Below are 21,818 nucleotides of genomic sequence, written 5' to 3'. Positions count from 1 at the left end.
TCCAAGCTCAAGGACAGAGGTCGCTCAAGAGCCGCACGGCCTCTTTGTCAGGTAGAAGAGGCCGTTCCAATTGCCTTGCATGTGCCGATAAGCACTGTATCGAGATTATCTTTCGGTTGCGAGGCCGCTTCCCGGGACGATAGGCGAGGTGGCAGAGACGCGCTTCTTCTTCTGGACCGGCGGGGCGGCGTTTGGTGGACGCTGCTTTCCGTGGCCATTGCCGTTCTTCTTTTTGCCGTTGGTCTCGATGACGGCGCGCATCCAGTAGTTTCCTTCCGCATCGGTCTCGATGCCGTGGACCTCACGCTCGAAGCCGGGAAAGCGCTTGCCGAACTCTTCCATGGCGAGGATGAGCTTGATGACCGGGCTTTCGGTGCCGCCGAGGCGTTCGCCGGGCATGGACATGGGGATGCCGGGAGGGTAGGGAACCAGCATGACGGCAGCGATTCTGCCGGCCATCTCTGAGAAGCGGATCTTCTCCGTCTCGTGGCGGAGAAGCTTCTGGTAGGTCTGGGCCGGAGTGAGGACGGGATCAAAGTCTTCGTCGCAGGCGTCGTTGACGAGGCCGGAGAGGTTGAGCTGAACCATCGCTGTGTGCATCTCGTCAGAGAGCTCTTTGAGGCTGACGTTGCGATAACGATGAGGAAAGCGGGAGACCAGCTCGGGCAGAGCCTCTTCGAGGGAGGCTTCGGAGTCGTAGAGGCGTTTGAACTCGAAGAGGTTTTCGAGCAGGGCGCCCCACTTCCCTTTGGAGGTGCCGACGGAAAAGAGAACGAGGACCGTGTAGTCGCCAGTGCGGGCGATTTCGACGCGGCGTCCGTCGAGGAACTCGGTGACGATGGCTGCGGGGATGCCCGACTCACTGACCTTCCCTTGCGCGTTGACGCCTGGGGTGAGGATCGTGACTTTGGTGGGGTCGAGCATGCAGTAGTCTTCGGCGATGTCTTCGTCCTGGAAGCCGTGCCACTCTTCGCCGGGCTTGAGGGTCCAGGCGCTGGAGCGGTTGGTAAGAAGACCGTCAGCTGCCTCTTCGAGGAGGTAGGTCTTTCCATCGAGCGGATCGAAGACGTACTCAGGTTGATAGAGACGGAAGAACCAGCCTTGCTCGGCTTCGCGCAGACGGTGGCCGATGGAGGACATGGCCTTGCGGAAGCTGATGGCGTCCTGCAGGGTCTCGCTCATAAGAGTGGGGCCTGCGGGCTCGTCCATCATGGCGGCCGCTACGTCCAGCGAGGCGATCAAAGGATAGAAGGGCGAGGTGGTTCCGTGCATCATGAAGGACTCGTTGAACTGATCGAAGTCGAGGTTGGCGCGAGGGCTTAGCTTGACGTGGATCATGGAGCCCATCGAGAAGGCGGCTAGCATCTTGTGCGTGGACTGGACGGCGAAGATGGTGGGGCGATCGGGCATGTCGTCTGGGACACCCATCGCGAAGCGGCCCTGATAGATCTCGTGGAACTTGGCGTAGGCGTACCAGGCCTCGTCAAAGTGAATGCGTGGGACGGACTTCGAGAGCTCGGTGACGACGCGGTTGACGTCGTAGCAGAGGCCGTCGTAGGTGGAGTTGGTGACGACGGCGTAGGTGGGGTTCTGGTTGGCGACGCCGGTGGTGAGCGGGCTCTTGTCGATAATGCCGCGGACGAACTCTGGGCTGAAGCGCTTGAGGGGGACTAGGCCGATCATGCCGTAGCCGTTGCGCGTGGGCTTCATGTAGACCGGACGCGCGCCGGTAACGGTGAGGGAGTGGCAGATGGACTTGTGGCAGTTGGCGTCGGCGAGGACGATGTCGTCCTGCGCGATGACGCCGTGGCCGACGATCTGGTTGGAGGTGCTGGAGCCGCCGAGGACGTAGAAGGTCCAGTCGGCACCGAAGATGCGGGCGGCGTTTCGTTCAGACTCACCGGGAGGCCCAAGATGGTCGAGCCAGGAGCCGAGCGGCGCGGTGGAGATGCCGAGGTCGGAACGCATGATGTTTTCGCCGAAGAACTTGTGGAACTCCATGCCGACGGGATGCTTAAGGTAAGCGACGCCGCCCATGTGTCCGGGGGCGTCCCAGGAGTAGGCTCCTTGGTCGTTGTATTTTTTGAGTTCGCGGAAGTAGGGCGGGAGGAGTTGCTCGTGGTATCGCTCTACGGCGAAGTCGACGCGATTGGCGATGAAGGCGGGGGTGTCGCCGAAGAGGTGAATGTACTCGTGGACCTGTTTGACGACTTCGAGGGGGAGTTCACTGACGAGGGTGCGGTCGGCGATGAGGAAGATGGGGATTTTTTTGTTGCGGCGGCGTACGGCGCGAAGGATCGCCAGCGCTGCGCCTTCAGCGAACTGGTTCTCGCCCTCGAGGTCCCAGTCCAGAAGGATTGCACTGTAGGACGGATCGGATGTAACCAGGGACAGGCCGTCCTCCGGCGTGGAGGTGCGTACCACCTCATATCCTTCAAGGCGGATCGCCTCAACCAGACGCTCCATGGCGCGGTCTGAGACTGAATCCGTACCGCCAACTTCACTCGCAATCAATAAAACCCAACGGCCTTCGCTCATACACCTCTCACTTCTTGTTCTTATCGTATAGGGATTTTCACTTGGACATATTAACAGTGTGAATATGCTGCGGCTTCCGTGATGCGCGGTCTGGAAGAAGGAGGCGTACCGATGATCACGGGGATCAAAAGCGAAAGAAGGTAAAGAGTGAGATGAGGTATTCAAAGGGTGTCGGGGCCTGATTTGAGTGCGAGAATTCGGTTTGAAGTGAAGATGCGAGCTTATTCTGAGCAGAGAAACTAACAATATTTTTGATTGGTAGAGAGCTGATGAATCGACGGACGTTTTTGCAGCATGCGAATATGACTGCGGTGTCGCTTGCCGCGAGTGGTGGATTGCTTGGGTGCGTCAGGAGGCCGATTGGCGCGGCAATCGGAGCGGGGGCTTTGCCGGTGAATCTGCCGGAGACGGCTTGTTCGCTGCCTAGGGTGAGGGTGTCTGCGGAACGTGAGATACGGACGGTTGTGGGGTTGCGGCCGTTTCGGCCCTCTGGATTTCGCGTTGCCAGAGAGATAGTGGGCGAGACGATCGTTGTCCATAACTATGGTCACGGTGGCGGCGGGATTACGTTGAGTTGGGGAACTTCAAAGCTGGCGACTGACCTTGGTTTGCCGGGGCATGTTGGACCGGTTGCGGTGTTGGGGTGCGGCGCTGTGGGATTGGCTACGGCTCGGCTGGTGCAGGAGGCAGGATTTGATGTGACGATCTACGCGAAGGCTCTGCCGCCGGAGACTACCTCGAATATTGCGGGTGGGCAGTGGCTACCGGCCACCGTGTATGACTCGGATAGGACCTTGACCCCGGAGTTTACGGCGCAGTTCGTGGCAGCGGCACAGTATGCGTACCGGCGTTACCAGATTATGACGGACCCGAAGTATGGGATTCGGTGGATGCGTAACTATGTTTTGTCGGATGAGCCGTGGCCTTCGCAAACAGATGAGGGGATGCTTAAGGGACTGAGGCCGGAGATCAAGACCCTGCCGGCGGGAGCGCATCCGTTTACAGGCAAGTACGCACGACAGTTTGACGGGATGATTGTTGAGCCTCCGATCTATCTGCCTGCGATGCTGACTGAGGTTCGCATCGCAGGTGGCAGAGTGGTCGTTCGCGAGATGAAGAGTCTCGACGAGGTGCGCGCGTTGCCGGAGAAACTCGTCTTCAATTGCACGGGCCTCGGGGCGAAGGCACTGTTCGGCGATGAAGAGATGACGCCGGTTCGGGGACAACTGACGATCCTGCTGCCTCAGCCCGAGGTGACTTATGCCACGGTCTATGAGGACACCTATATGTTCTCGCGGCGAGATGGAGTGGTGCTGGGTGGAACCCATGAGATGGGCGATTGGAACTTGCAGCCTGACCTGGCGACAAAGGCCGCAATTCTGGCGAAGCAGGCGAAGTTATTTAACGGGATGCGGGATTGCAGGAGCCCGGCGCTTGCTTAGAAGTGCTGGGTGAGTTCGGCAAAGCTGGCTAGCTCGAGTAACTGCTGGCCAGCAGGTGGCTGATTGACGGCCTCATGCTCCAGCACCCATGTGAAGTCGTGAGGGATGAAGATGGCGTTCAGTCCGGCGGAGAGCGCGGGGTTGACGTCCGAGCGTGGGCTGTTGCCGATCATCCATGTGTTACAAGAGTCGCAGGCATGGTGGGAGACGAGAGACTCGTAGGCCTGAGGATGTTTTTCAGACAGCACCTCGACGGCAGTAAAGTGAGGAGCCAGGCCGGAGCGATGCAGCTTGCCGGTTTGCTCGTCATGGTCTCCCTTGGTAACCAGAATGAGGCGGTGGCGCGTGGCGAGTTCGCTGAGCGTGGGGGCGACGTTGGGGAGAAGTTCGATCTCCTGGTTGGCGATGGACTGGGCGAAGCTTTCAATGCGGTGATGTTTTTCGTCGGTCATGGGGGCGTCGCTAAGCTGCTCGAAGCAGGTGACCAGCGATCGGCGGAAGCTGTGGAGTCCGTAACCGTGGGCGCGGATGGTATCGTGCTCGACCTGGTTGAGGTGGCTGCGAACCTCTTCGGCGGTGTGAACGCGGTGATCGAGGTAGGAGATGAAGCTGGTGATGGCACGCTCGAAGTAGATGTTGTTCTCCCAGAGCGTGTCGTCGGCGTCGATCAGGAGGGTCTGGTGGAGTGGGCGACGGTCGATTTCGGTGGGGGAGTTCACAGACTGATTATAAGGTCGTGGGGACCACGCTTGCTGGAGGCGGATAGAGCCTGAACGACATGCCACGCTTGGGGGATATATTCCCTGAACTGGTTATGCGAGAGTTGGAAGCGATCACCAAGCGAAGATATTGGTTCTGACGATGGCTGGGGAGACCGGGCTGGGGAGAATAGAAGGAACCGAGGCATGATTCCAGAGGCTGGCCAGAGATTCGGCCCGTACGAGATCCTGGGCACACTGGGCGGCGGAGGCATGGGCCTGGTCTTTCGCGCCTGGGATGAAAGGCTGCATCGCGAGGTTGCGGTAAAGCTTCTGCACGAGAGCTACAAGATGCCCGGTATGCGAGAGCGCTTTCTGCAAGAGGCTCGGGCGGCGTCCGCATTGAATCATCCAAATATCTGTACGGTGTTCGACATCGGCGAACAGAACGGTACTCCATATCTAGTGATGGAGTTGCTGGAGGGCGAGACGGTAAAGTCTCGAATCGAACACGGTGCGCTTTCGCCAGAGGAGATTGTTCGTTATGCACTGGAGATATCGGACGCGCTGGCGGCAGCACACACCAAAGGGATTGTGCATCGCGATATCAAGCCGGCAAATATCTTTCTGGTGAAGTTGCCAAATGGAAAGAGCCAGGCGAAGGTGCTGGACTTTGGCCTGGCGAAGATTGGGATCGAAGTACGCGGCGGGTGGGAGTCGCGGACGCTGGATATGTCACTGTCGGGAGCGACGGTCGGAACGGTGGCGTATATGTCGCCGGAGCAGGCACGGGGCGAGTCGCTGGATACGCGGTCGGACATGTTCTCGCTGGGTGTTGTGATGTATGAGATGGCGACGCGACGGGTGCCGTTTGAAGGAACGACGAGCGCGCTGATGTTCGTTCAGCTGCTTAGTCATACGCCTGACTCGGTGCGTGACTGGAATGACTCGATTCCGCGTGACCTGGAGCGGGTCATTCTGAAGCTGATGGCGAAGAGCCGAGGTGAGCGATTCCAGACGACGCAGGAGTTGCAGGAGGCGCTGACAAGAGCTGGTGGGAAGCTGGGTCGAGGTGGATGGCTCCACAAGGGATCTTTGGCAGCGGTTCCGCTGGTTCGAGCTTATGATCCGGTGGCTTTGCATAAGGGGCCGAAGCGCAGGTCTGAGCCAGACAAGGGCGATACGCCGGGACAGCGGCTCCCGGTAGCGGAGACGAAGGGGGTTAGTCATGGCAATAAACGGACACGCCCCGCGCTCAGACCGAGGCAGGATCGTGGCAGCGATGTGAAGGGCTCGCAATCCGCGCAGGCGAGCGCAATCGCCTTTGAGAGTACAGATACGCAGTGGCACCCGCTCTCCGAATACGGTGTGGCCGAGCAAGGCGATTCCTCTCAAGACTCTGTTCCGCCACATGTTGGTTATGGCGCGCCGGCAGCTGCGAAGACGCGATCTTACGAACTTGGTTCGATAAGATTCCGAAGTGGATTGCCTGCTGTTGACGAAGACCGCAACGACGATGCCGAGCACTCAGCAGGGGAGTGGTCAGACTCTGAAGAGGACTCGCTGTCGGAGTTGGTGACCGAGCAGGGGAAGAAGGCTCGGGTGCGGATGGTAGTCGCGGTGACGATGATTCTCGGCGTCGCGGCGGCAGCCTCTCTCACGATGGGCATGAGCCTCTTTCGACCGATGGTGCTAAAGCCAAATGATCGTTTGTTACTGACTCTTATCCAAAACAAGACTGGGGATAAGACGCTGGATGGCACGGTGATGCAGGGGCTTGAGATTGCGCTGCATCAGTCGAGGACTTTGAATGTATTGGGTAGTGAGGCGTATCACGCGGGCCTGGTCCAGATCGAGCCCGGAAACACAGGCGCGACTATGGCAGTGCCGGTGTGGAGCGTCGCGCAGAAGATTGGTGCGCGAGCCTATTTGTATGGCGAGATCAATGGAGCGGAGGCGCCCTACACGATTAGTGTCGACGTGTTGCGGACAGACTCGAATGACAAGGTGGCGAGCCTCGATGAGACTGCCGCAAGCAGGGAAGAAATTCCGGCGGCGATCGGACGCCTGGCGCTGGCTGTGCGGAGAGAGATCAGCGCAGACAGTAAATCCGACCTGCGAAGAAATATTCCATTTGCCGATGAGGCATCGGCAAGCCTGGACGCGCTGCACGCTTACTTCGCGGGCGCGACGGCGGAGCAGAGTGGCCGAGTCACCGATGCGTTGAAGGCATACCAGGAGGCTGTTCGTTTCGACCCGAAGTTTGTTCAGGCGCAGATGCGTCTTGCGTGGCTTTATCGCGAAGAGAGAGCTGAAGTGGCATCGGCCAACGCTGCCGGTTTCGCACGCGATGCTGCCGTTCACTCGAGCGAAGCGGTGAAGTTGCTGGCGAAGTTTTGCTTCGAGGTGAATGGGAGCGGGAATCTGGTTCAGGCTACCAGGACGATCCGTGAGTATGTGCTGCGGTATCCGCTCAGCGTCGACGGGCGAAAGGATCTGGCGCTGGCACTGCGAGTGCAACGGCTGTTCCCGGAGGCTTTGCAGGCTGCGCAGCAGGGGTATGAGACGAATCCGTTCGATGCAGAGGCTTATATCGAGGCAGAACGTGACTTGATCGGGATGGATCGGTACGGGAGCGTTCTTGAATTGGAATCACAGGCTGGTCATGTTGGCGTTGCGAGTGGCACGAACGTTCTGACCGCGGCATACCTGGACGGAAGAGAAGATCTTGTGGCCGAGCAGAACAAAGAACTGCAGGCTGCGCTCACCGGACCAACGATGGGCAATCGCGCGCAGGTGACTTACGCGGATTTGAATAACTACGGTCTTTATCTGGATAACACGGGGAAGAAGAGCGCGGCTCTCGACCTGTGGCGGAGTGCGGCTGCGAAAGCCGGCGACGAGGCTAAGCTTTCTGGCACTCAGGCGTCTTTGTTGGCACAAGGTGCGCTTGATCACGCTCTTGCGGAGAGTTGCCCTGTCGCGCTTGAGATGGTTGAGGAAGGGAAGGGCTTGCCGAAGGGGCCAGTTGCAAGCTTCAACGCGGGAATGGCAGCGGCTCTTTGTGGAGATCAACCGTACGCGATAAAGACCGCTCTCATTCTGCAACAGGACTTTCCGCGAAATACAGCAGTGGTTCAGGATTACGCGCCGGAGTTGAAGGCTGCAGCGTCAATTGGAATCAATGAACCCGGAAAGGCTATTCCGAATCTGGGTGCTTCTGGAAACGAGAACCAGACGTTGTTCGCGGCCTATCTGCGCGGCATGGCACATACCGCATTGGGACAGACGCCTCAGGCAAACATCGATTTTCAGGAAGTGTTGGCTCGGCGTGGCGAAGCGTCGATGCAGGATGGAGACCTCTATCCGATGGCAGGGATAAGCGTAGCGCGGAACTACAAGGCTAGTCGCACTCCACCGGAAAAAGTCGAGACGTATCGACCATTGAAGTATGGAAAGAAGGAGGCTAGGGGTGGCCTCTAATATAGTGGCATTTGGCTGAGACTTGTGACCCAAGGAGATAGGAGTCGCCCTCGCGAATAAGATTTCTGATACATTAGGGCGCACACCCTGGACAACTCCTATGAAGCAATGCGGCCTCTTCCGTGCAAAGCTAGCCATGTTTTTGATAATGGCCCCCATCTCTATTCCCGCATCTTCTGCAGTGAAAACGGCGCCAAAGCCCAGTGTGGATCTTCGCAAACATCCCACCGGCGGCAAGACGCCAATTGAAGTTTCGCTGGGGCTTTACATCACAAACTTTGTAGCGATAGACGAATCTCGTGAAAGTTTTGAGGTCGGTGGCTACCTTACTGGCAGATGGCAGGATCCGCGTCTTGTCTTGCCCCCGGGCCAGATCGCAGACAAGGCAACAGCGCAAACTCTGACTCGTACCTTTCGTCTGGAAGACCTTTGGACTCCCGCGATTGAGGCGGCAAACTCCATCTCCCATAAGACGACCCAGTATTCTTTAATTGCCGATAGAGACGACTTTGTCACGTACATCGAGCGCTTCGACACCGTTCTTTCCAACGACTATGACTTGAAGAGATTCCCCTTCGATACTCAGGTCCTTCAGTTTGAAGTTCAACCGTTTCTCTCAACCGCCTCCGAGATTCGATTCGCCCCTCAGCCTCTGCAATCCACCGGCGTCAGTCCTGAGCAACACACTCAGCTTGCTGCCTGGGAGATAAACGATCTTCGCTACACTGCGGAGAAGGTGGCCCGCGATCGCTTCCTTCCTCCTACCCAGGAAGCGGTCTTCCAACTTGCTGTCAAACGGCGATCGGGTTTTTATCTCTGGAAGATCTTTGTTCCGCTGGCGATGATGACTCTGGTTCCAGTGGTCGTCTTTTGGATCGACGTTGAGCAGTTCGATTGGCTCCTGAAAGTTCCAATGACCATGCTGCTCTCCATGGTGGCCTTCGAGTTCACGATTACGCGCGACCTTCCGCGAGTGGGCTACGTGACGTTTCTGGACGCTGTCTTCCTCGCCAGCTTCGCCCTCTGCTTTCTTTGTATCTTTGAAATTACTGCGGTCTATCTCATGCAAAAACGTGGAATGAGGTCTACGGCAGAGAAGGTACATTCCAACGGGAAATGGATCTACCCGGTGACGTACCTCGGCGTAATTTTGCTCCTGGCCGCTACCTTCCTTACTTAGAGTTTATTGGCCTATCATTGGCCACCGGTACGCGCTAAAGATCCACAACAGGGCACATCGGAAGTGCCTGAGGAAGCACTTTTGATGCTGATTTGCCCGGCTTACGGCTATAGTTTATTGAATTTGAAAAGGGGAGTTTAAAAATATGGCGGAGAGACAGGGATTCGAACCCTGGATACCTTGCGGTATACACGCTTTCCAAGCGTGCGCCTTCAGCCACTCGGCCATCTCTCCGCAGTATTGCGGGCCTTTTTGAATCTACCACAATTCGAAGGCCGCCGATGCCTTCGCGCACCTCCTAATCCTATGGAGCCTGCGCAACTACATTCTGCTTCACGCTTGCAGAGGGCTTCAGCTCCATCGGCACCCCTTGCGTGAGATAGCGGCGCAACGTCGATCGATCTCCCCAGTTGATCTGCCATCCTTTGTCGATAACGACCAGAATGTATTGCCCCGGGATGACGTTCTCGATATCAAAGCTTCCATCTGTATTGGTCTGGTCCTGCCGCAAAAAATCAATGGAGTCAGGCTCTTCAATCGTGATTGGAACCAGCAGGGCCATTGCGCCCACCGCGGGTTTTCCCTCGAGCGCAGCGATTCCACTAACATTGGCCCGGCCATTCGCAACATGCACGGTAAGGGTCGTCTCACCCGCGGGCACCGTCACATATCGCCCCGAGGCTTCAGCCCCCTTAGCGGTCAATCCAGTCAGAAAGATGTTGGAGCCGCCCTGCAGAACAACTTCGTAACGTCCTGGCGGGACCTCGATGATCCGGTCTTTGGATTCCTTAGACTCCGCAGAAGGCGCTCTCGACCCGCGACGCCCTGCAAATCCGCCCTCATCTCCCGCCGAAGAAAACGTCCCACGCTGCGTATCAGTGTCGATCAGGTTGACGCGAAGCCCTCTACCGCGTCTGTCACCGGCCTCTTCCGTCTCACCGGCAAACCCGTCGATGTGGACTGTAACCCTGGCAATATCGTTCCTGGGCGCATCGAGATCCAGCGTTCGAACCGAGTTCGCCACTACGTCGACCACAGTAGAGCGCCCATCCTGGCCCGGTATTCTCACCTGATAGAGCCCCGGCGTCAGCCCACCAACATCAAACTCTCCCTGTAGGTCGCGATGGGTCGCAACCGAAACCAGGCGCGGGGCATTTGCACCGGGCATAATCTCTTCCACAATGGGAATTGCTTGTCCCTGGCGGACGTTAGCCCCTCCCACACCTCCTGATGGCGGAGCGATCTTCAGATGAATCGAAGCGATCGGAACAAGATGAAAGTCTGCCTGACGTGTATCGCCCGCATGCAGGACAATCGTCTCAGCAGTTGCGACATCGCTGCCCCCAGGAAACCAGGTTGGCGGATAGGCAACATCGAGAGAAGGATCGACCGGGGACCCAGCAACTGCTATTCCACTTTGCTGCGACACCTCCGCATACCAGGGACGCGCCCGCACCGACAGGCGATATCCACCCGGAGACAGATTCGTCAACTCATACATGCCGCGATCATCGGTCCTGGCACTCACTCGCGAACCTGTGTTAGCTGGCGGACCTCCAGGACTCGACGGCGGCACGATGAAAAGAGAGATCTGCGCGTCTCTCACCGGTTCCCCGGCTTCATCCAGAACAAGGCCTTTGATGCTGGCCTCGGGACTAATTTTGAAACGCAGATCAATCTCCGGCGAATCAGCGGTCAGGACAACTGCCGACGAGAAGGCGCCGTGCTCCTCATAGGACTGGGTCACATAGCCCCGCGCACTCGCCCGCAGATTCCATACACCCGCTGAAGGCAGCGGAATCGAAAAGTGGCCATGCTCATCGGCTTCAGAGCCGTCAGTCGAGGAAGGGAAGCGACGGCTCCCAAAGACCCCCTGAGCCACAAGAGTCGGGGTCAACCTGCAGTGAGGAACCGGGCTCCCATCGATGCTGCTGACAACGACCCCGTTGATCTCATAGTGTGCCCCGACAGCAATATGCTTCGCCTCCGGCTTCGTCTGTGCTCGAGTTTGTGCGTGCGCGATCCCGAACAGACCTCCGGCAAAGAGCAACAACGAAGCTTCCACAAGGCTCCATCTCATGGAATCACCTCCGTTGCCGGCACAGCGTCAAGGTTCAGCGTAGGCTTATCGCCGACGTTGACCGTAACCGACTGCACATGACCGCCAAACGGTGTCAGGCTCTCGGAATTACCGTAGTCGGCTGAGTGCCGTCGCTCAAAGGCGATAGCCTGATAACTCCCTGGCGGAAGATGATCGAAGCTATAACTGCCGGTCGAACTGCTGCGGGTACTGTAATCCAACTGAGCGCTCCGCCTGTTCGGGATCAGATACACCCAACTCGCCACAGGATCGCCGTTGAGGCGCACCGTCCCCTGCAACGCCGCCGTCTGATTGCTCACCATAATCCGTATAGGAGTTCCAGACGCTCCAGGCGCTACAACCAGCTCCTGCTCCAACAGGTCGGAGTCGCCATAGCTGGCAGACTTGATATACCACGCGCCGCTATTGCGTCCCACCAGCCGATAACTTCCAGGAGCAGCCGAGAAGAAGAAGGTCTGATTGCTCCGAGGTGACAACCTGACACTGGCCGATCCGCCATCGGAATCAGCCTGCTCACTCTGCAGACTGAGGCCCAGTTGCGCCAGTACAGTGATACTCGCGGCGGAGGAGGAAGATTCGTCGATCAACAGCTCCACCGGAATCGACGGCACTGGCGAAAATCGTAGAGCCACTCCAGAGATATCGTGATCCGGAACCGTAACCGTTGTCTCAGCCAGCTCGGGAGCATCGGTATCACCCATCGTTCGCACCGTCAGCGCATACGTTCCCTGGGGGAGCTGTATCTTGGTCTCATCTCCGCTTGCCGGCATCGAGCTGACCTGCACCGTACCTCCATTGGAGGCGCGGGCAGAGATGCGCTGGAAGCCGCGATCAGGGCGAACCTGTGAAATCTCAACGGTGTGAATCGCACTAACCGCCGGACGCAGTTCGAACGTCTGCTCTTCGCCGCTATGAATCCGAATGAGTTGTGAAGTATTACTTGCGCTACCGCTCGGAAATGTAACAGGAAGTACAGCTTCGCCAATTGCGGAGCTCCGCGGCAAGTAGCCTGTCTGCACTCGGTACTCCCCGGCAGGCACAGGAATTCGAAAGCCCCCATGCACGTCTGTCTGACGTTGATCAACCGGCACCCAACGTCGCCCCATCTCGTCATACACCCTTCTCATCGCGGTCACCGAGATCTCCGGAAGAGGTGTTCCATCCGGAGCCAGAACCACACCGGTAAGCAGCGCCTCAGGATAGATGCGAAGCTCCAGCGATGCCGCAAGTTGTGCGGACTGCAGATACAGATTGCCGGCATCGCCATACTCTGCACTCGCATAAAACCCAGGCTTGGTCACCAGAAGGTTGGCGCTACTCTCTTTATTCTGTTCGAACCGGAATCTGCCTTCGCTATCGGTCAGTACTGCGCGGGTGTTGAGCCGAACCAGCGCTCTACGAACGGGCTGACCGGTGGCGGCATTGATCACTCGTCCCGAGATCAGGTCTGGCATACCAGAGCTTGCAATCGATGGGCCTCCCCCCGCACTGCCGCCAACCTGGGCAGGCGAGCGAACTCCATCCCCCAGCAAGGCACAGACCAGAGCTACAAAGCAAAGCAGCGAATCGCTGCGTCGGAGGCGACAGACGATTCGGTTTACGGACACGAAGCAGCACCTCGCCAGAAATAAGACGTCTCACACCCATATTAGTGAGAACCGAGTACCCCGGGTGAACTTTGCCTGACGCTACCCACAACTCATAAGATCCTGCGCCTTGCGATAGATTTGGGATGTTGTTGATTCAAGCGCATCGAAACTGTTCTGGCCATGCCACGCCTACTCCCATATCGAACGGTCCTCAGTACAAGCCTGCTCCTCTGGATGACCCTCCCTGTAGCAGGGCAGGGCCAGGCTCTGACTTCCACTCCGAATCAAGCCGTCAGCACAGAGAGCAACGCAGCGAACGACAGGAACACCTGCTTCGTTCATCGAGTGACTGGCCTGCCGGGAAGTCATCAATTTGCCAGCGACTTTATCGAGGCCATAGCTGCCGACCCCAGCCCTGACGCCAATCCTGACTTGATCTGGGGGCTCACTGCGGATCTCAGCAACAAGCTTCCATCCCAGGACCGAGCCATGTACATCTCGAAGTCAACCGACGGAGGCGCGTCATGGACGCAGATCGCTCGAGTCGATTCCACATACTTCGATGCTCGAATCGGTGAGGGTCTACGCAATGGTTTCATCATCTCTCCCGATGCAACTTACTTTGTAATCACCACGCAACGGGGAGCATTTCAAGTATCTCCTCAATCAAACCCCAACCAGCCGCTGGTCAAACCCATTGCAGGTCCCCGCGTTCCAGATACGCCGCCCCGCACTCCCATCACGAAGAAGCCGGGCGACCCCCTGAGAGCCAGCGTCGTAGAGATCACACCCGACGGACAACATCTCCTCATCGGCTATGGCTACTTTGACCTCGAGCCCCAGCTCCTCCGCTACCACAAAGAGAGTGACGGCTCATGGATCGAAGATGGACCCATCCCACATCTCCCAACCGATATGGACCTGCTCTCCCTTCAATTTGATGATCCCAAAAAACTCAACCCAGGCTTCCTCTATCTCGGAACAGGGGATCAGGTCTACCTGCTCAACCTCCACTCGATGAAGTGGAGCCGCATCGAAGGCGTCGGCCCTGACTCGGCGATCCATGGGATGAGTGTCGTCGGCGGTCTCCACCTGGCCGCGTGCTGGGGAGTCTACAACCCCTCAGGTCCAGGCACCGTCCGGCGAGTCACCAACGCCAGATTTCTCCTGCATAGATCAACCGACGAAACCGGCTCCAACGTCCGCGCCTATAGCGTAGACGTCGACCCTGCAAAGCCAAGCCGGGAGGTCGTCACCTCGCTCACCGGCGTCTACACCAGCCAGGACAGCGGCGAAACCTGGACGAGGCTCAACGATCTTCCAGAAGAGGAGTTCCGCTCCGCCCACTTCAACTCCGATGGAACCATCCTAATCTCCGGCATCGCAGGCACCTTCCTAACCAATCCATTCGCTGACTCCTGTAAGCCTCATCTAAAGAATCGCGAGAAATAGCTCTCGTACTTTGTTGATAGCGACGCAAGTGGAGTTATTGAGAGGCAACAGAACTAAAACACAACGTCCGATAACACATATTATGTATAGTGAGGAGGCAGTCGACAGAAGTGTCATGGTTCTAGCCATTAGCGCATTTTTGCCAGCTTTCATGAGCTAGTTCCATAAGCGTTTGCTATCCTTCTGCACGTCCTGAAGATCTGCACTGGCCTATATCCATCCCCGTGGAAAAGCTGAGCATATCTCTTGTGCCACCGTGAGCAGCGCTACGTCGGAAGCCAATTGACCTTGGGTCTCCCGCTTCCCTATCGCGTTTTCAGAAGGCATTACCCTGGTCTCCAAAACCACGTTTGAGGTATTCTCCAGGGCTTGCCCCGACAACTCGTTTGAACGCTTTACTGAACGCAGCGTCGGACTCGTAACCGACCGACCGAGCAACGTCTATGAGCTTTTTGTCACGCTCTTGTATCAGCTGCATCGCCTTCTGCATCCGCCACTCGGTTACATATTCCAGTGGTGTTTGTCCGAGTAGCTCTTTAAAACGGACTGCGAATGCGGAGCGAGACATGGTTGCCGCTGCGGCCAGAGATTCGACTGTCCAGGGTGTACTCACACTGTCGTGAATGGCACTCAGGGCAGGGCCCATCTGAGGATCAAAAACCGCACGAAGCCATCCTCTGTTACGTTCCGGTCCCGACGCGATATGCGCACGGAGCACTTGAATAAACAGAACCTCGGCCAGTCGAGTCGCGACGACTTCAGATCCCGGCGCCTGTTCTGCCATCTCTGACGCCAGCGCTTGCACTGTGCTGTGAAGCGCAAGCGTGCGTGCCTGATCGGCCTTCATCAGAATGAAGCTCGGCAATAACTGAGTGACCGGCTTCAGGCTGGCGCGATCGAAACTCAGGGACCCACAGACGATTGTCGTCGGTGCGCCACCACCTCCATAAAGAGCGACATTGCCGTTGGCCCTAGCCCCGATCTCGCTGAAACTCCACTTCGGACGTGTTCGCGGGCTGTCGCGCAAAACAATCGAAGTTCCCTTAGCCAGCAAAAAACAATCACCCCCGGTGAGCGGAATCGGCTCCGCAATCCCTTCCACACTCAGCCAGCAGTTGCCGCGCGAGACCATGGCGAAGTGCGCCAAATCTGTGGGCGGCATCTTATTGCCGGAAGGCGTGATTTTTTCTTCGGTCTGATTTTCCTGTTTCACGCCCCACGGAGCTGTGGCTTCGAGCCTGTGCAGGCCGAAAGCGGTTACATGCAATGTTCTGAAGATATCTGTTATCGGGTCCAATTTAGCCTCCCCTTTTGGACGAATAGACAAAATATTAGGACTACTGAGCAGTTCTCGTCCACTGCCAAAGAACTCTACTCTACTGTACCGGATGCTACACATCTATCAAAAGGGAGTCATTATGGGAAAGCTTGAAGGAAAAGTTGCAGTCATCACAGGTGGATCGAGCGGCCTGGCGCTAGCAAGCGCCAAGCGCTTCGTTGAAGAGGGTGCCTACGTTTTCATCACAGGCCGGAGGCAGGAGGCGCTCGATGAGGCCGTCAAGCTGATTGGCCGGAACGTGACCGGCGTGCGCGGCGACGCGTCCAATCTCGACGACCTCGACCGCCTGTTCGACATAGTAAAGCGGGAAAAGGGCAAGATCGACGTCCTGTTCGCGAGCGCCGGCAAGGGCGAAGCCGCCAAACTGGGCGAGATTACCGAGCAGCACTTCGATGCGGGCTTCGACCTGATTGTGCGCGGAACGCTGTTTACCGTTCAGAAGGCGTTGCCGCTGTTGAACGATGGCGCATCGATCCTCATGACCGGGTCCGTTGCTTCTGTGAAAGGCTTCCCTGGTTTCGGCGTGTATGCGGCGAGTAAGGCGGCATTGCGTTCCTTCGCACGCACATGGCTCAACGAACTGAAGGGCAGGAAGATCCGGGTGAACGTGTTGAGTCCGGGGCAGGTGGACACTGCGGACTCGCAGCGACTCGACGAGCAAACGAGGCAGATGTTCGAGTCCCTGATCCCACGAGGAAAGATGGGTCGCCCTGAGGAGATCGCAGCGGCCGCGTTGTTTCTTGCTTCCGACGAAGCAAGCTACGTGAATGGGGTGGACTTCGCTGTCGATGGCGGCTTCTCGGCGATCTGAATCGGGGGCTGTTGGTGAGTGCGCTACACAACTATCAGCTACACAACTATCAGTTACACAACGATCAAGGGAGTCATTATGGGAAAGCTTGAAGGTAAGGTTGCAGTCATCACAGGTGGGTCAAGCGGCATGGCGCTGGCGAGTGCCAAACTGTTCGTGGAAGAGGGTGCCTACGTTTTCATCACGGGCCGAAAACAGGAGCAGATCGACGAGGCGATTAAGGTAATAGGCCGGAATGTAACCGGCGTCCAGGGTGACGCGGCCAATCTCGACGACCTCGACCGACTGTTCGACACAGTCAAGCGAGAAAAGGGCAAGATCGACGTCCTGTTTGCGAGTGCCGGTATAGGCGAGCCCGTCCCGCTGGGAGAGATCACCGAGCAGCACTTCGACAAGACATTCGACCTGAACGTGCGCGGCACCCTCTTCACGGTGCAGAAAGCGTTGCCACTGTTCAACGATGGTGGCTCAATCTTCATGACCGGGTCCAATGCTGCGGCAAAAGGTTTCCCTGGTTTCGGCGTATATGCGGCGAGCAAGTTGGCGTTGCGCTCCTTCGCACGCACCTGGCTCAACGAACTCAAGGACAGAAAGATCCGCGTGAACCTGCTGGTTCCCGGTGCCATTGCCACACCGATGCAGGAAGGAGTTCTCACCAAGGAGGCGAGGCAGTATTTTGAATCACTGATCCCACGGGGAACGATGGGTCAATCTGAGGAAGTTGCGACGGTCGCGCTCTTTCTTGCTTCAAACGACTCGAGCTTCGTGAACGGGGTGGAGTTATTCGTCGATGGCGGCATGACGGCGATCTAACGTCTGCAGACCTCGGCTAGTGGCTGACCTTCCGGCCGCCCGCAAATTTGATTTACTGCGGGACGTTTACGGAAGGTCGCCACAGAACGAAACTGGATGTCCCTCGCCGTCGAAGGTTGGAAATCAACAGCAACACGGATCAGAAAAAGGATCGGGGAAACATGATGAGCTATGCAATCGTAGGATTCGGAAAGATAGGCCAGGCCCTCGCCCACGCCTTCGCCCGCAACAACATCAACGTGACAGTCGCGAGTCGACGGCCACCTGAGGAGTTGGCACCGCAGGCTCGAGCGATTGGACCAACCGTCACAGCCAAGTCACTGCAAGAGGCGCTCGAGGCCGACATAATCATCCTGGCGGTTCTGTTCGAGCAACACCGCGAGGTTGCGAAAGCGCTTCCGAGTTGGAAGGGCAAGACAATCATCGACACGACGAACGCGTTAGTTCCCTCTGAGGATCTGGAAGGCCTGCTGTCCTCCGCCTTCGTTGCGAAGTCTTTTCCCGGCGCCAAGCTCGTGAAAGGCTTCAATCATCTGGGTGCGGCCACCCTGGCCACCGATCCGATCGTTGAGGGCGGACATCGTGTCGTCTTTCTATCGAGCGACGACGAAGACGCGATCGCTCCCGTAGCGGATTTGGCCAAACAGCTCGGGTTTGCACCCGTGAAGCTAGGAAAGCTCAACGAGGGTGGCGCGCTGGTGCATGCGCGCGACCGCATTTGGGGTCCACTCATCTTCCAGGATCTGTTCAAAAAGAAGCAGTAATCGATCTACGAGCGTGTGATGCTGCCCAAGAAGTACCACTGCAAAATGCCTGATTCGCTCGAATACGCATTCCTGTACGGGAAAAGGAGATTTCGATGAGCATTGAAAAGAATGTCCAGACTGTAAAGAATTTTCTTGCGGCACTTGGCAGCCGCGATAAGCATGGCCTGCTGGCGTTGTCTGCGGAAGATATTGAGTGGACCGTTCCAGGCGAGGACTGGCCGCTGGCCGGCACGTACCGCGGGCATGCAGGATTGGAGAAGTTACTTCAGAAGGCTAACGAAACGGTGGAGACTTCGTACCCAGAGCCCCCCGAGTTCGTAGCGCAGGGAGACCGGGTTCTGGTCGTCGGCTTCGCTACGGGGAGAGTCAAACCAACCAATAAGACCTTTGAGGATCATTGGGTCTTCGACATTACCGTTCGAGACGGCAAATTGAAGAGCGTCCGGGAGTATGTTGACACGCAAGCACTGGCGCGGGCCGCCGAGATCGACGCGAGCCCCAGGCCCTGACCCATCGCACCGATCCCACACGAACCGATTCGTAAGGTCTACGAACACGTTGAACAGGGACAACGCTTTCTGAACCTTAAACAGCGTGCCGTCCTGAGAAATTTGCGACGGTCGCGCTGTTTCTTGCTTCAGACGATTCGAGCTTCGTGAATGGGGTGGAGTTGAATGTCGACGGCGGCTTCTCGGCCATCTGATATCAGCGATCTCGGTGAGTGCATGATCGCCAATGCGCTCATTGCTTCAGGCCGCACGGCTACGGCGAGGTATAGAGTGACATTTCTAAAGGGCGAATCCCCCTGTCATTTCAATTGAGCAGCAACAGACGACCTGGCGACCTAGGCCAATCCTAGAGCCAGACTCTATACTTCTCTCTGAAACACAATCCGGAGGCTCGGCCCTGACGCAACACAATATCGGCATCTCTTCCCCTGCGCTCAAACCGTCGACCTTGCGCATCCTGTTCGCCCTTCTTACCGTCTGGCTAGCGGTCTCCGTAGGTATCACAATCGTTCACTCCATGCACTGGCCGCTGGTGCACGACAGCCCCATCCTGCTCTACATGGTCTACCTGAGCGAACATGGAATGCGTCTCTACCGCGACATCGTCGAAGTACAGTTTCCCGGATCGCTTCTTCTTTACAGCCTCGAAAGACACCTTCTCGGCCCCAGCGACCTCGCATTCCGCCTCTTCGATCTCTTCGGCCTCGCCGTAGCTTTTACCTCCATGCTAGTCATCACGCGCCGGCGAGGACTCTGGTTCGCCTCCGTCTTCGGCATCTCGTTCTTCGTGCTCGAGCACACCGGTACCTGGGCCGGCATCATCAACCTCGGGCAGCGAGATTTCTACATGACCTGCCTGCTCGGGGCCGGTGTCGCATTGCTGCTTGAATCCTTCCATCGCCAACGCCCGCTCCTCATTCTCTTCTTCGGACTCTCAGTCGCGCTGGCTTCGACGATCAAGCCTACCGCCATTGTCTTCATTCTCCTCGTTCTGCCGTTGATCCTGGCACTTCGCAAGCGGCAACTCCCCCTCCGCTCTTATCTTGGATATCTCCTCGCCGGTTTCGCCGCCGGTTTCGCAGTCATATTTGCCTATCTCCTCTACGAAAAAGCTGTCGGCGCCTTTCTCAATCTCGAATGGACCATGGTTCCGGTCTATGCGACCACAGCCTCAAGGAGCTTTCTGGAGATACTTCCAGCCATCTTCGAACCAATCCATGTCTTGCCGGAGCTGGCAATCGGCTCGCTGCTCCTCGTCGCGCTGCAACCGGCCCTCAGAGACGACCTCGACCAGCAGACCTTACTCCTCGCCACAGTGCTGGGCGCCGCATCCTTCTTCCTGCAACACAAAGGCTTCACCTATCACCGGCTGCCCTTCTATTACTTCTTCTTTCTCTGGGCCGCCTGGGTCCTCGTAGCCACGGCCAGACAAAGCACAGCAAGCTATCGATGGCTGGCTCTCGCCCTGCTCCTGTTTTCCTCCGCAATCTACCCCCGTCTCTCACGTCCAGCCACGTGGGACAGGTGGAACGAAGGCGCACTTCAGAGTGACCTGACGGCCCTGCACGCTTCGGATGCGCCCGGCGAGGTACAGTGTCTTGACGTGACCAGCGGCTGTCTCAACGTCCTGCTCCACATGAACCTCACCATGGCCACTGGCTACGTCAACGACACCGTCTTCTTCCTCGACCGCAACGATGCGCGGGTAGAACACCTGCGAGACGACTTCCTCGCACAGTTAAAGAAATCCAATCCGCGGATCATCATCCTGACCAATGAACAATGGCCGACCTTCGGTGCCCGTGGCTACGACAAGCTGCAGTTCTGGCCACAGTTCACTGATCTCCTGAACCAGAACTACATCCTCTCCATACAACGTGGCGGCGATGCGCAGCACGAACGCGGCTACCGCATCTACCTTCGAAGAGACACTCCAGCGGCGACCCCACTTACCTTGAAGCCGGCCTCCCTCTCTCGATGAAACGACACGACTCGATCCAGATCCTCCGAGCGATCGCGGCCCTGCTCGTCGTCTACGTCCATTCCCTCTTTGTCGTCTCAGGCCACGCAGTCTCCCGCCAAAGTCACTTCTTCAACCTCACCAACTTTGGCGCCTGCGGAGTCGACATATTCTTCGCGATCAGCGGATTCATCCTCTCCACCGTCGCCATGAGCGTTCGCCCCACTCATCCCAACCTGCCCCATGGCGCAATCGACTTTCTCCTTCGCCGCTTCCTCCGCATCTTCCCCATCTACTGGATCCTCTCCTTCTTCTTTGTCCTGGTGCAGTGGAAGCAACACCATCTCACCCTTGCCTGGCTTCTCAACTCCTACCTTCTGCTTCCCTCGCTACGCTTTCCCATGCCGACGCCGCTCATCTTCATCGGTTGGACGCTCATCTTCGAGATGTTCTTCTACTACCTCCTCACCCTCAATCTCTTCTTCGGCGTCGTCCATGTAGTCGAACGAACTATCCTCACTATCCTCGCCTTCGTCGTTGTGGGTGGCCTGCTCGGCTTCCATCAGCCTGTGCTCATTTTGCTGGCCAATCCCCTCAACATCGAGTTCACCTTCGGCTGTCTCATCGGCTTGGCCTACGCGCGTTTTGGCAAGCGCCACGCCGTCGGCACCATGCTGCTCGCCGTCGGATCGCTATGGCTTCTCTCCACGCTCTTCTGCGGCTACTATGACCTCGGCAACGCAAAATATGTCCTCAACGGAGACCTCAGCTGGCATCGCGTCTTCCTCTGGGGCATCCCCGCTGCCATGATCACTGCAGGCCTCGTCTTCCGCTCTACGCAGATCACCTCCACCACCGGACGTTTCGGTGTCTTCCTCGGCGACGCCTCCTACTCCATCTACCTCGTCACGCTCCTCGTCTTCTACGGATACGATCGACTCTATCCCCATCTCGCGCGCCTGGGGCCCGACATAAACGTAGTCCTCGCCTTTCTGTCGGTCGCTCTCATCGGCCCACTCTGCTATCTCTTCGTCGAGCGACCCGTCACCCGCTTCCTCACCGCCAAATATCATCGCCCCGCCGTCCAGTCCGCCCCCTGACCACCTTTGTTACGATGAACCGAGGTCAATCGCCCA

At 57.5% G+C, this 21,818-nt stretch carries 15 protein-coding genes, 1 tRNA gene and 1 pseudogene; 11 read left to right on the top strand and 6 right to left on the bottom strand.

The window, feature by feature from the left end:
• Positions 1–105: 105 nt before the first annotated feature.
• A complete protein-coding gene (locus RBB75_RS18040; protein WP_179638029.1) occupies positions 106–2,538 on the bottom strand; it encodes an Orn/Lys/Arg decarboxylase N-terminal domain-containing protein in 2,433 nt (810 codons plus the stop codon).
• 269 nt (positions 2,539–2,807) lie between these two features.
• Between RBB75_RS18040 and RBB75_RS18035 the strand changes: the two genes are divergently transcribed.
• Entirely contained in the window at positions 2,808–3,980 is a 1,173-nt protein-coding gene (locus RBB75_RS18035; RefSeq protein ID WP_353068865.1) for an FAD-dependent oxidoreductase, read from the top strand.
• On the opposite strand, the gene RBB75_RS18030 is transcribed toward RBB75_RS18035, so the two are convergent.
• A complete protein-coding gene (locus RBB75_RS18030; RefSeq protein WP_353068864.1) occupies positions 3,977–4,699 on the bottom strand; it encodes an HAD family hydrolase in 723 nt (240 codons plus the stop codon). The two genes, RBB75_RS18035 and RBB75_RS18030, sit on opposite strands and share 4 nt — an antisense overlap.
• Positions 4,700–4,885: 186 nt before the next feature.
• Here RBB75_RS18030 and RBB75_RS18025 point away from each other — a divergent pair, with 186 nt between their 5' ends.
• Positions 4,886–8,161 carry a protein kinase domain-containing protein gene (locus RBB75_RS18025; RefSeq protein ID WP_353068863.1) on the top strand — a complete coding sequence of 1,092 codons (3,276 nt, stop codon included), beginning with the start codon at positions 4,886–4,888 and terminating at the stop codon, positions 8,159–8,161.
• Between the two features lie 205 nt (positions 8,162–8,366).
• Positions 8,367–9,341 carry a hypothetical protein gene (locus RBB75_RS18020; RefSeq protein WP_353068862.1) on the top strand — a complete coding sequence of 325 codons (975 nt, stop codon included), beginning with the start codon at positions 8,367–8,369 and terminating at the stop codon, positions 9,339–9,341.
• A gap of 146 nt (positions 9,342–9,487) precedes the next feature.
• Here the strand turns inward: RBB75_RS18020 and RBB75_RS18015 are convergent.
• From RBB75_RS18015 to RBB75_RS18005, 3 genes are all read right to left on the bottom strand, one after another.
• Positions 9,488–9,575: transfer RNA gene (locus tag RBB75_RS18015), tRNA-Ser, on the bottom strand.
• Between the two features lie 70 nt (positions 9,576–9,645).
• Positions 9,646–11,421: a carboxypeptidase-like regulatory domain-containing protein gene (locus RBB75_RS18010; protein WP_353068861.1), complete on the bottom strand. Its 1,776-nt coding sequence runs from the start codon at positions 11,419–11,421 to the stop codon at positions 9,646–9,648.
• Positions 11,418–13,049: a carboxypeptidase-like regulatory domain-containing protein gene (locus RBB75_RS18005; RefSeq protein WP_353068860.1), complete on the bottom strand. Its 1,632-nt coding sequence runs from the start codon at positions 13,047–13,049 to the stop codon at positions 11,418–11,420. Before RBB75_RS18005 ends, RBB75_RS18010 begins: the two co-directional genes overlap by 4 nt.
• A 162-nt stretch (positions 13,050–13,211) precedes the next feature.
• Between RBB75_RS18005 and RBB75_RS18000 the strand changes: the two genes are divergently transcribed.
• Positions 13,212–14,483: a WD40/YVTN/BNR-like repeat-containing protein gene (locus RBB75_RS18000; RefSeq protein ID WP_353068859.1), complete on the top strand. Its 1,272-nt coding sequence runs from the start codon at positions 13,212–13,214 to the stop codon at positions 14,481–14,483.
• A gap of 316 nt (positions 14,484–14,799) precedes the next feature.
• Here the strand turns inward: RBB75_RS18000 and RBB75_RS17995 are convergent, their stop codons facing one another.
• Positions 14,800–15,780, bottom strand: a complete 981-nt coding sequence (locus tag RBB75_RS17995) for an AraC family transcriptional regulator (RefSeq protein ID WP_353068858.1) — start codon at positions 15,778–15,780, stop codon at positions 14,800–14,802.
• A 121-nt stretch (positions 15,781–15,901) separates the two neighbouring features.
• On the opposite strand from RBB75_RS17995, the gene RBB75_RS17990 reads away from it, so the two are divergent.
• The 7 genes and pseudogenes from RBB75_RS17990 (at position 15,902) to RBB75_RS17960 (ending at position 21,782) form a co-directional block, all read left to right on the top strand.
• Positions 15,902–16,633, top strand: coding sequence for an SDR family NAD(P)-dependent oxidoreductase (locus tag RBB75_RS17990; protein ID WP_353068857.1), 732 nt, complete (start codon positions 15,902–15,904; stop codon positions 16,631–16,633).
• A gap of 78 nt (positions 16,634–16,711) precedes the next feature.
• Positions 16,712–17,446, top strand: a complete 735-nt coding sequence (locus RBB75_RS17985) for an SDR family NAD(P)-dependent oxidoreductase (RefSeq protein ID WP_353068856.1) — start codon at positions 16,712–16,714, stop codon at positions 17,444–17,446.
• A 161-nt stretch (positions 17,447–17,607) separates the two neighbouring features.
• The gene (locus RBB75_RS17980) at positions 17,608–18,210 is read left to right on the top strand and encodes an NADPH-dependent F420 reductase (protein ID WP_353068855.1); all 603 of its coding nucleotides are present in this window, start codon (positions 17,608–17,610) and stop codon (positions 18,208–18,210) included.
• A 95-nt stretch (positions 18,211–18,305) separates the two neighbouring features.
• Complete coding sequence (locus RBB75_RS17975) at positions 18,306–18,722, top strand: nuclear transport factor 2 family protein (protein ID WP_353068854.1); 417 nt, start codon at positions 18,306–18,308, stop codon at positions 18,720–18,722.
• An 89-nt stretch (positions 18,723–18,811) separates the two neighbouring features.
• Positions 18,812–18,916: pseudogene (locus tag RBB75_RS17970) on the top strand (SDR family oxidoreductase); the annotation flags it as partial.
• 254 nt (positions 18,917–19,170) lie between these two features.
• Positions 19,171–20,703 carry a hypothetical protein gene (locus tag RBB75_RS17965; protein ID WP_179638017.1) on the top strand — a complete coding sequence of 511 codons (1,533 nt, stop codon included), beginning with the start codon at positions 19,171–19,173 and terminating at the stop codon, positions 20,701–20,703.
• Entirely contained in the window at positions 20,700–21,782 is a 1,083-nt protein-coding gene (locus RBB75_RS17960; protein ID WP_179638016.1) for an acyltransferase family protein, read from the top strand. Before RBB75_RS17965 ends, RBB75_RS17960 begins: the two co-directional genes overlap by 4 nt.
• Positions 21,783–21,818: the final 36 nt, after the last annotated feature.

The organism is Tunturibacter empetritectus (assembly GCF_040358985.1).
GTDB classification, from domain to species: Bacteria; Acidobacteriota; Terriglobia; order Terriglobales; family Acidobacteriaceae; genus Edaphobacter; species Edaphobacter empetritectus.
This window is presented reverse-complemented; position numbering and strand designations above follow the sequence as displayed.

Coding starts and splice junctions, on each gene's coding strand:
- RBB75_RS18040 (WP_179638029.1), bottom strand. CDS start 2,538: ATGAGCGAAGGCCGTTGGGTTTTATTGATTGCGAGTGAAGTTGGCGGT.
- RBB75_RS18035 (WP_353068865.1), top strand. CDS start 2,808: ATGAATCGACGGACGTTTTTGCAGCATGCGAATATGACTGCGGTGTCG.
- RBB75_RS18025 (WP_353068863.1), top strand. CDS start 4,886: ATGATTCCAGAGGCTGGCCAGAGATTCGGCCCGTACGAGATCCTGGGC.
- RBB75_RS18010 (WP_353068861.1), bottom strand. CDS start 11,421: ATGAGATGGAGCCTTGTGGAAGCTTCGTTGTTGCTCTTTGCCGGAGGT.
- RBB75_RS18000 (WP_353068859.1), top strand. CDS start 13,212: ATGCCACGCCTACTCCCATATCGAACGGTCCTCAGTACAAGCCTGCTC.
- RBB75_RS17990 (WP_353068857.1), top strand. CDS start 15,902: ATGGGAAAGCTTGAAGGAAAAGTTGCAGTCATCACAGGTGGATCGAGC.
- RBB75_RS17985 (WP_353068856.1), top strand. CDS start 16,712: ATGGGAAAGCTTGAAGGTAAGGTTGCAGTCATCACAGGTGGGTCAAGC.
- RBB75_RS17980 (WP_353068855.1), top strand. CDS start 17,608: ATGATGAGCTATGCAATCGTAGGATTCGGAAAGATAGGCCAGGCCCTC.
- RBB75_RS17975 (WP_353068854.1), top strand. CDS start 18,306: ATGAGCATTGAAAAGAATGTCCAGACTGTAAAGAATTTTCTTGCGGCA.
- RBB75_RS17960 (WP_179638016.1), top strand. CDS start 20,700: ATGAAACGACACGACTCGATCCAGATCCTCCGAGCGATCGCGGCCCTG.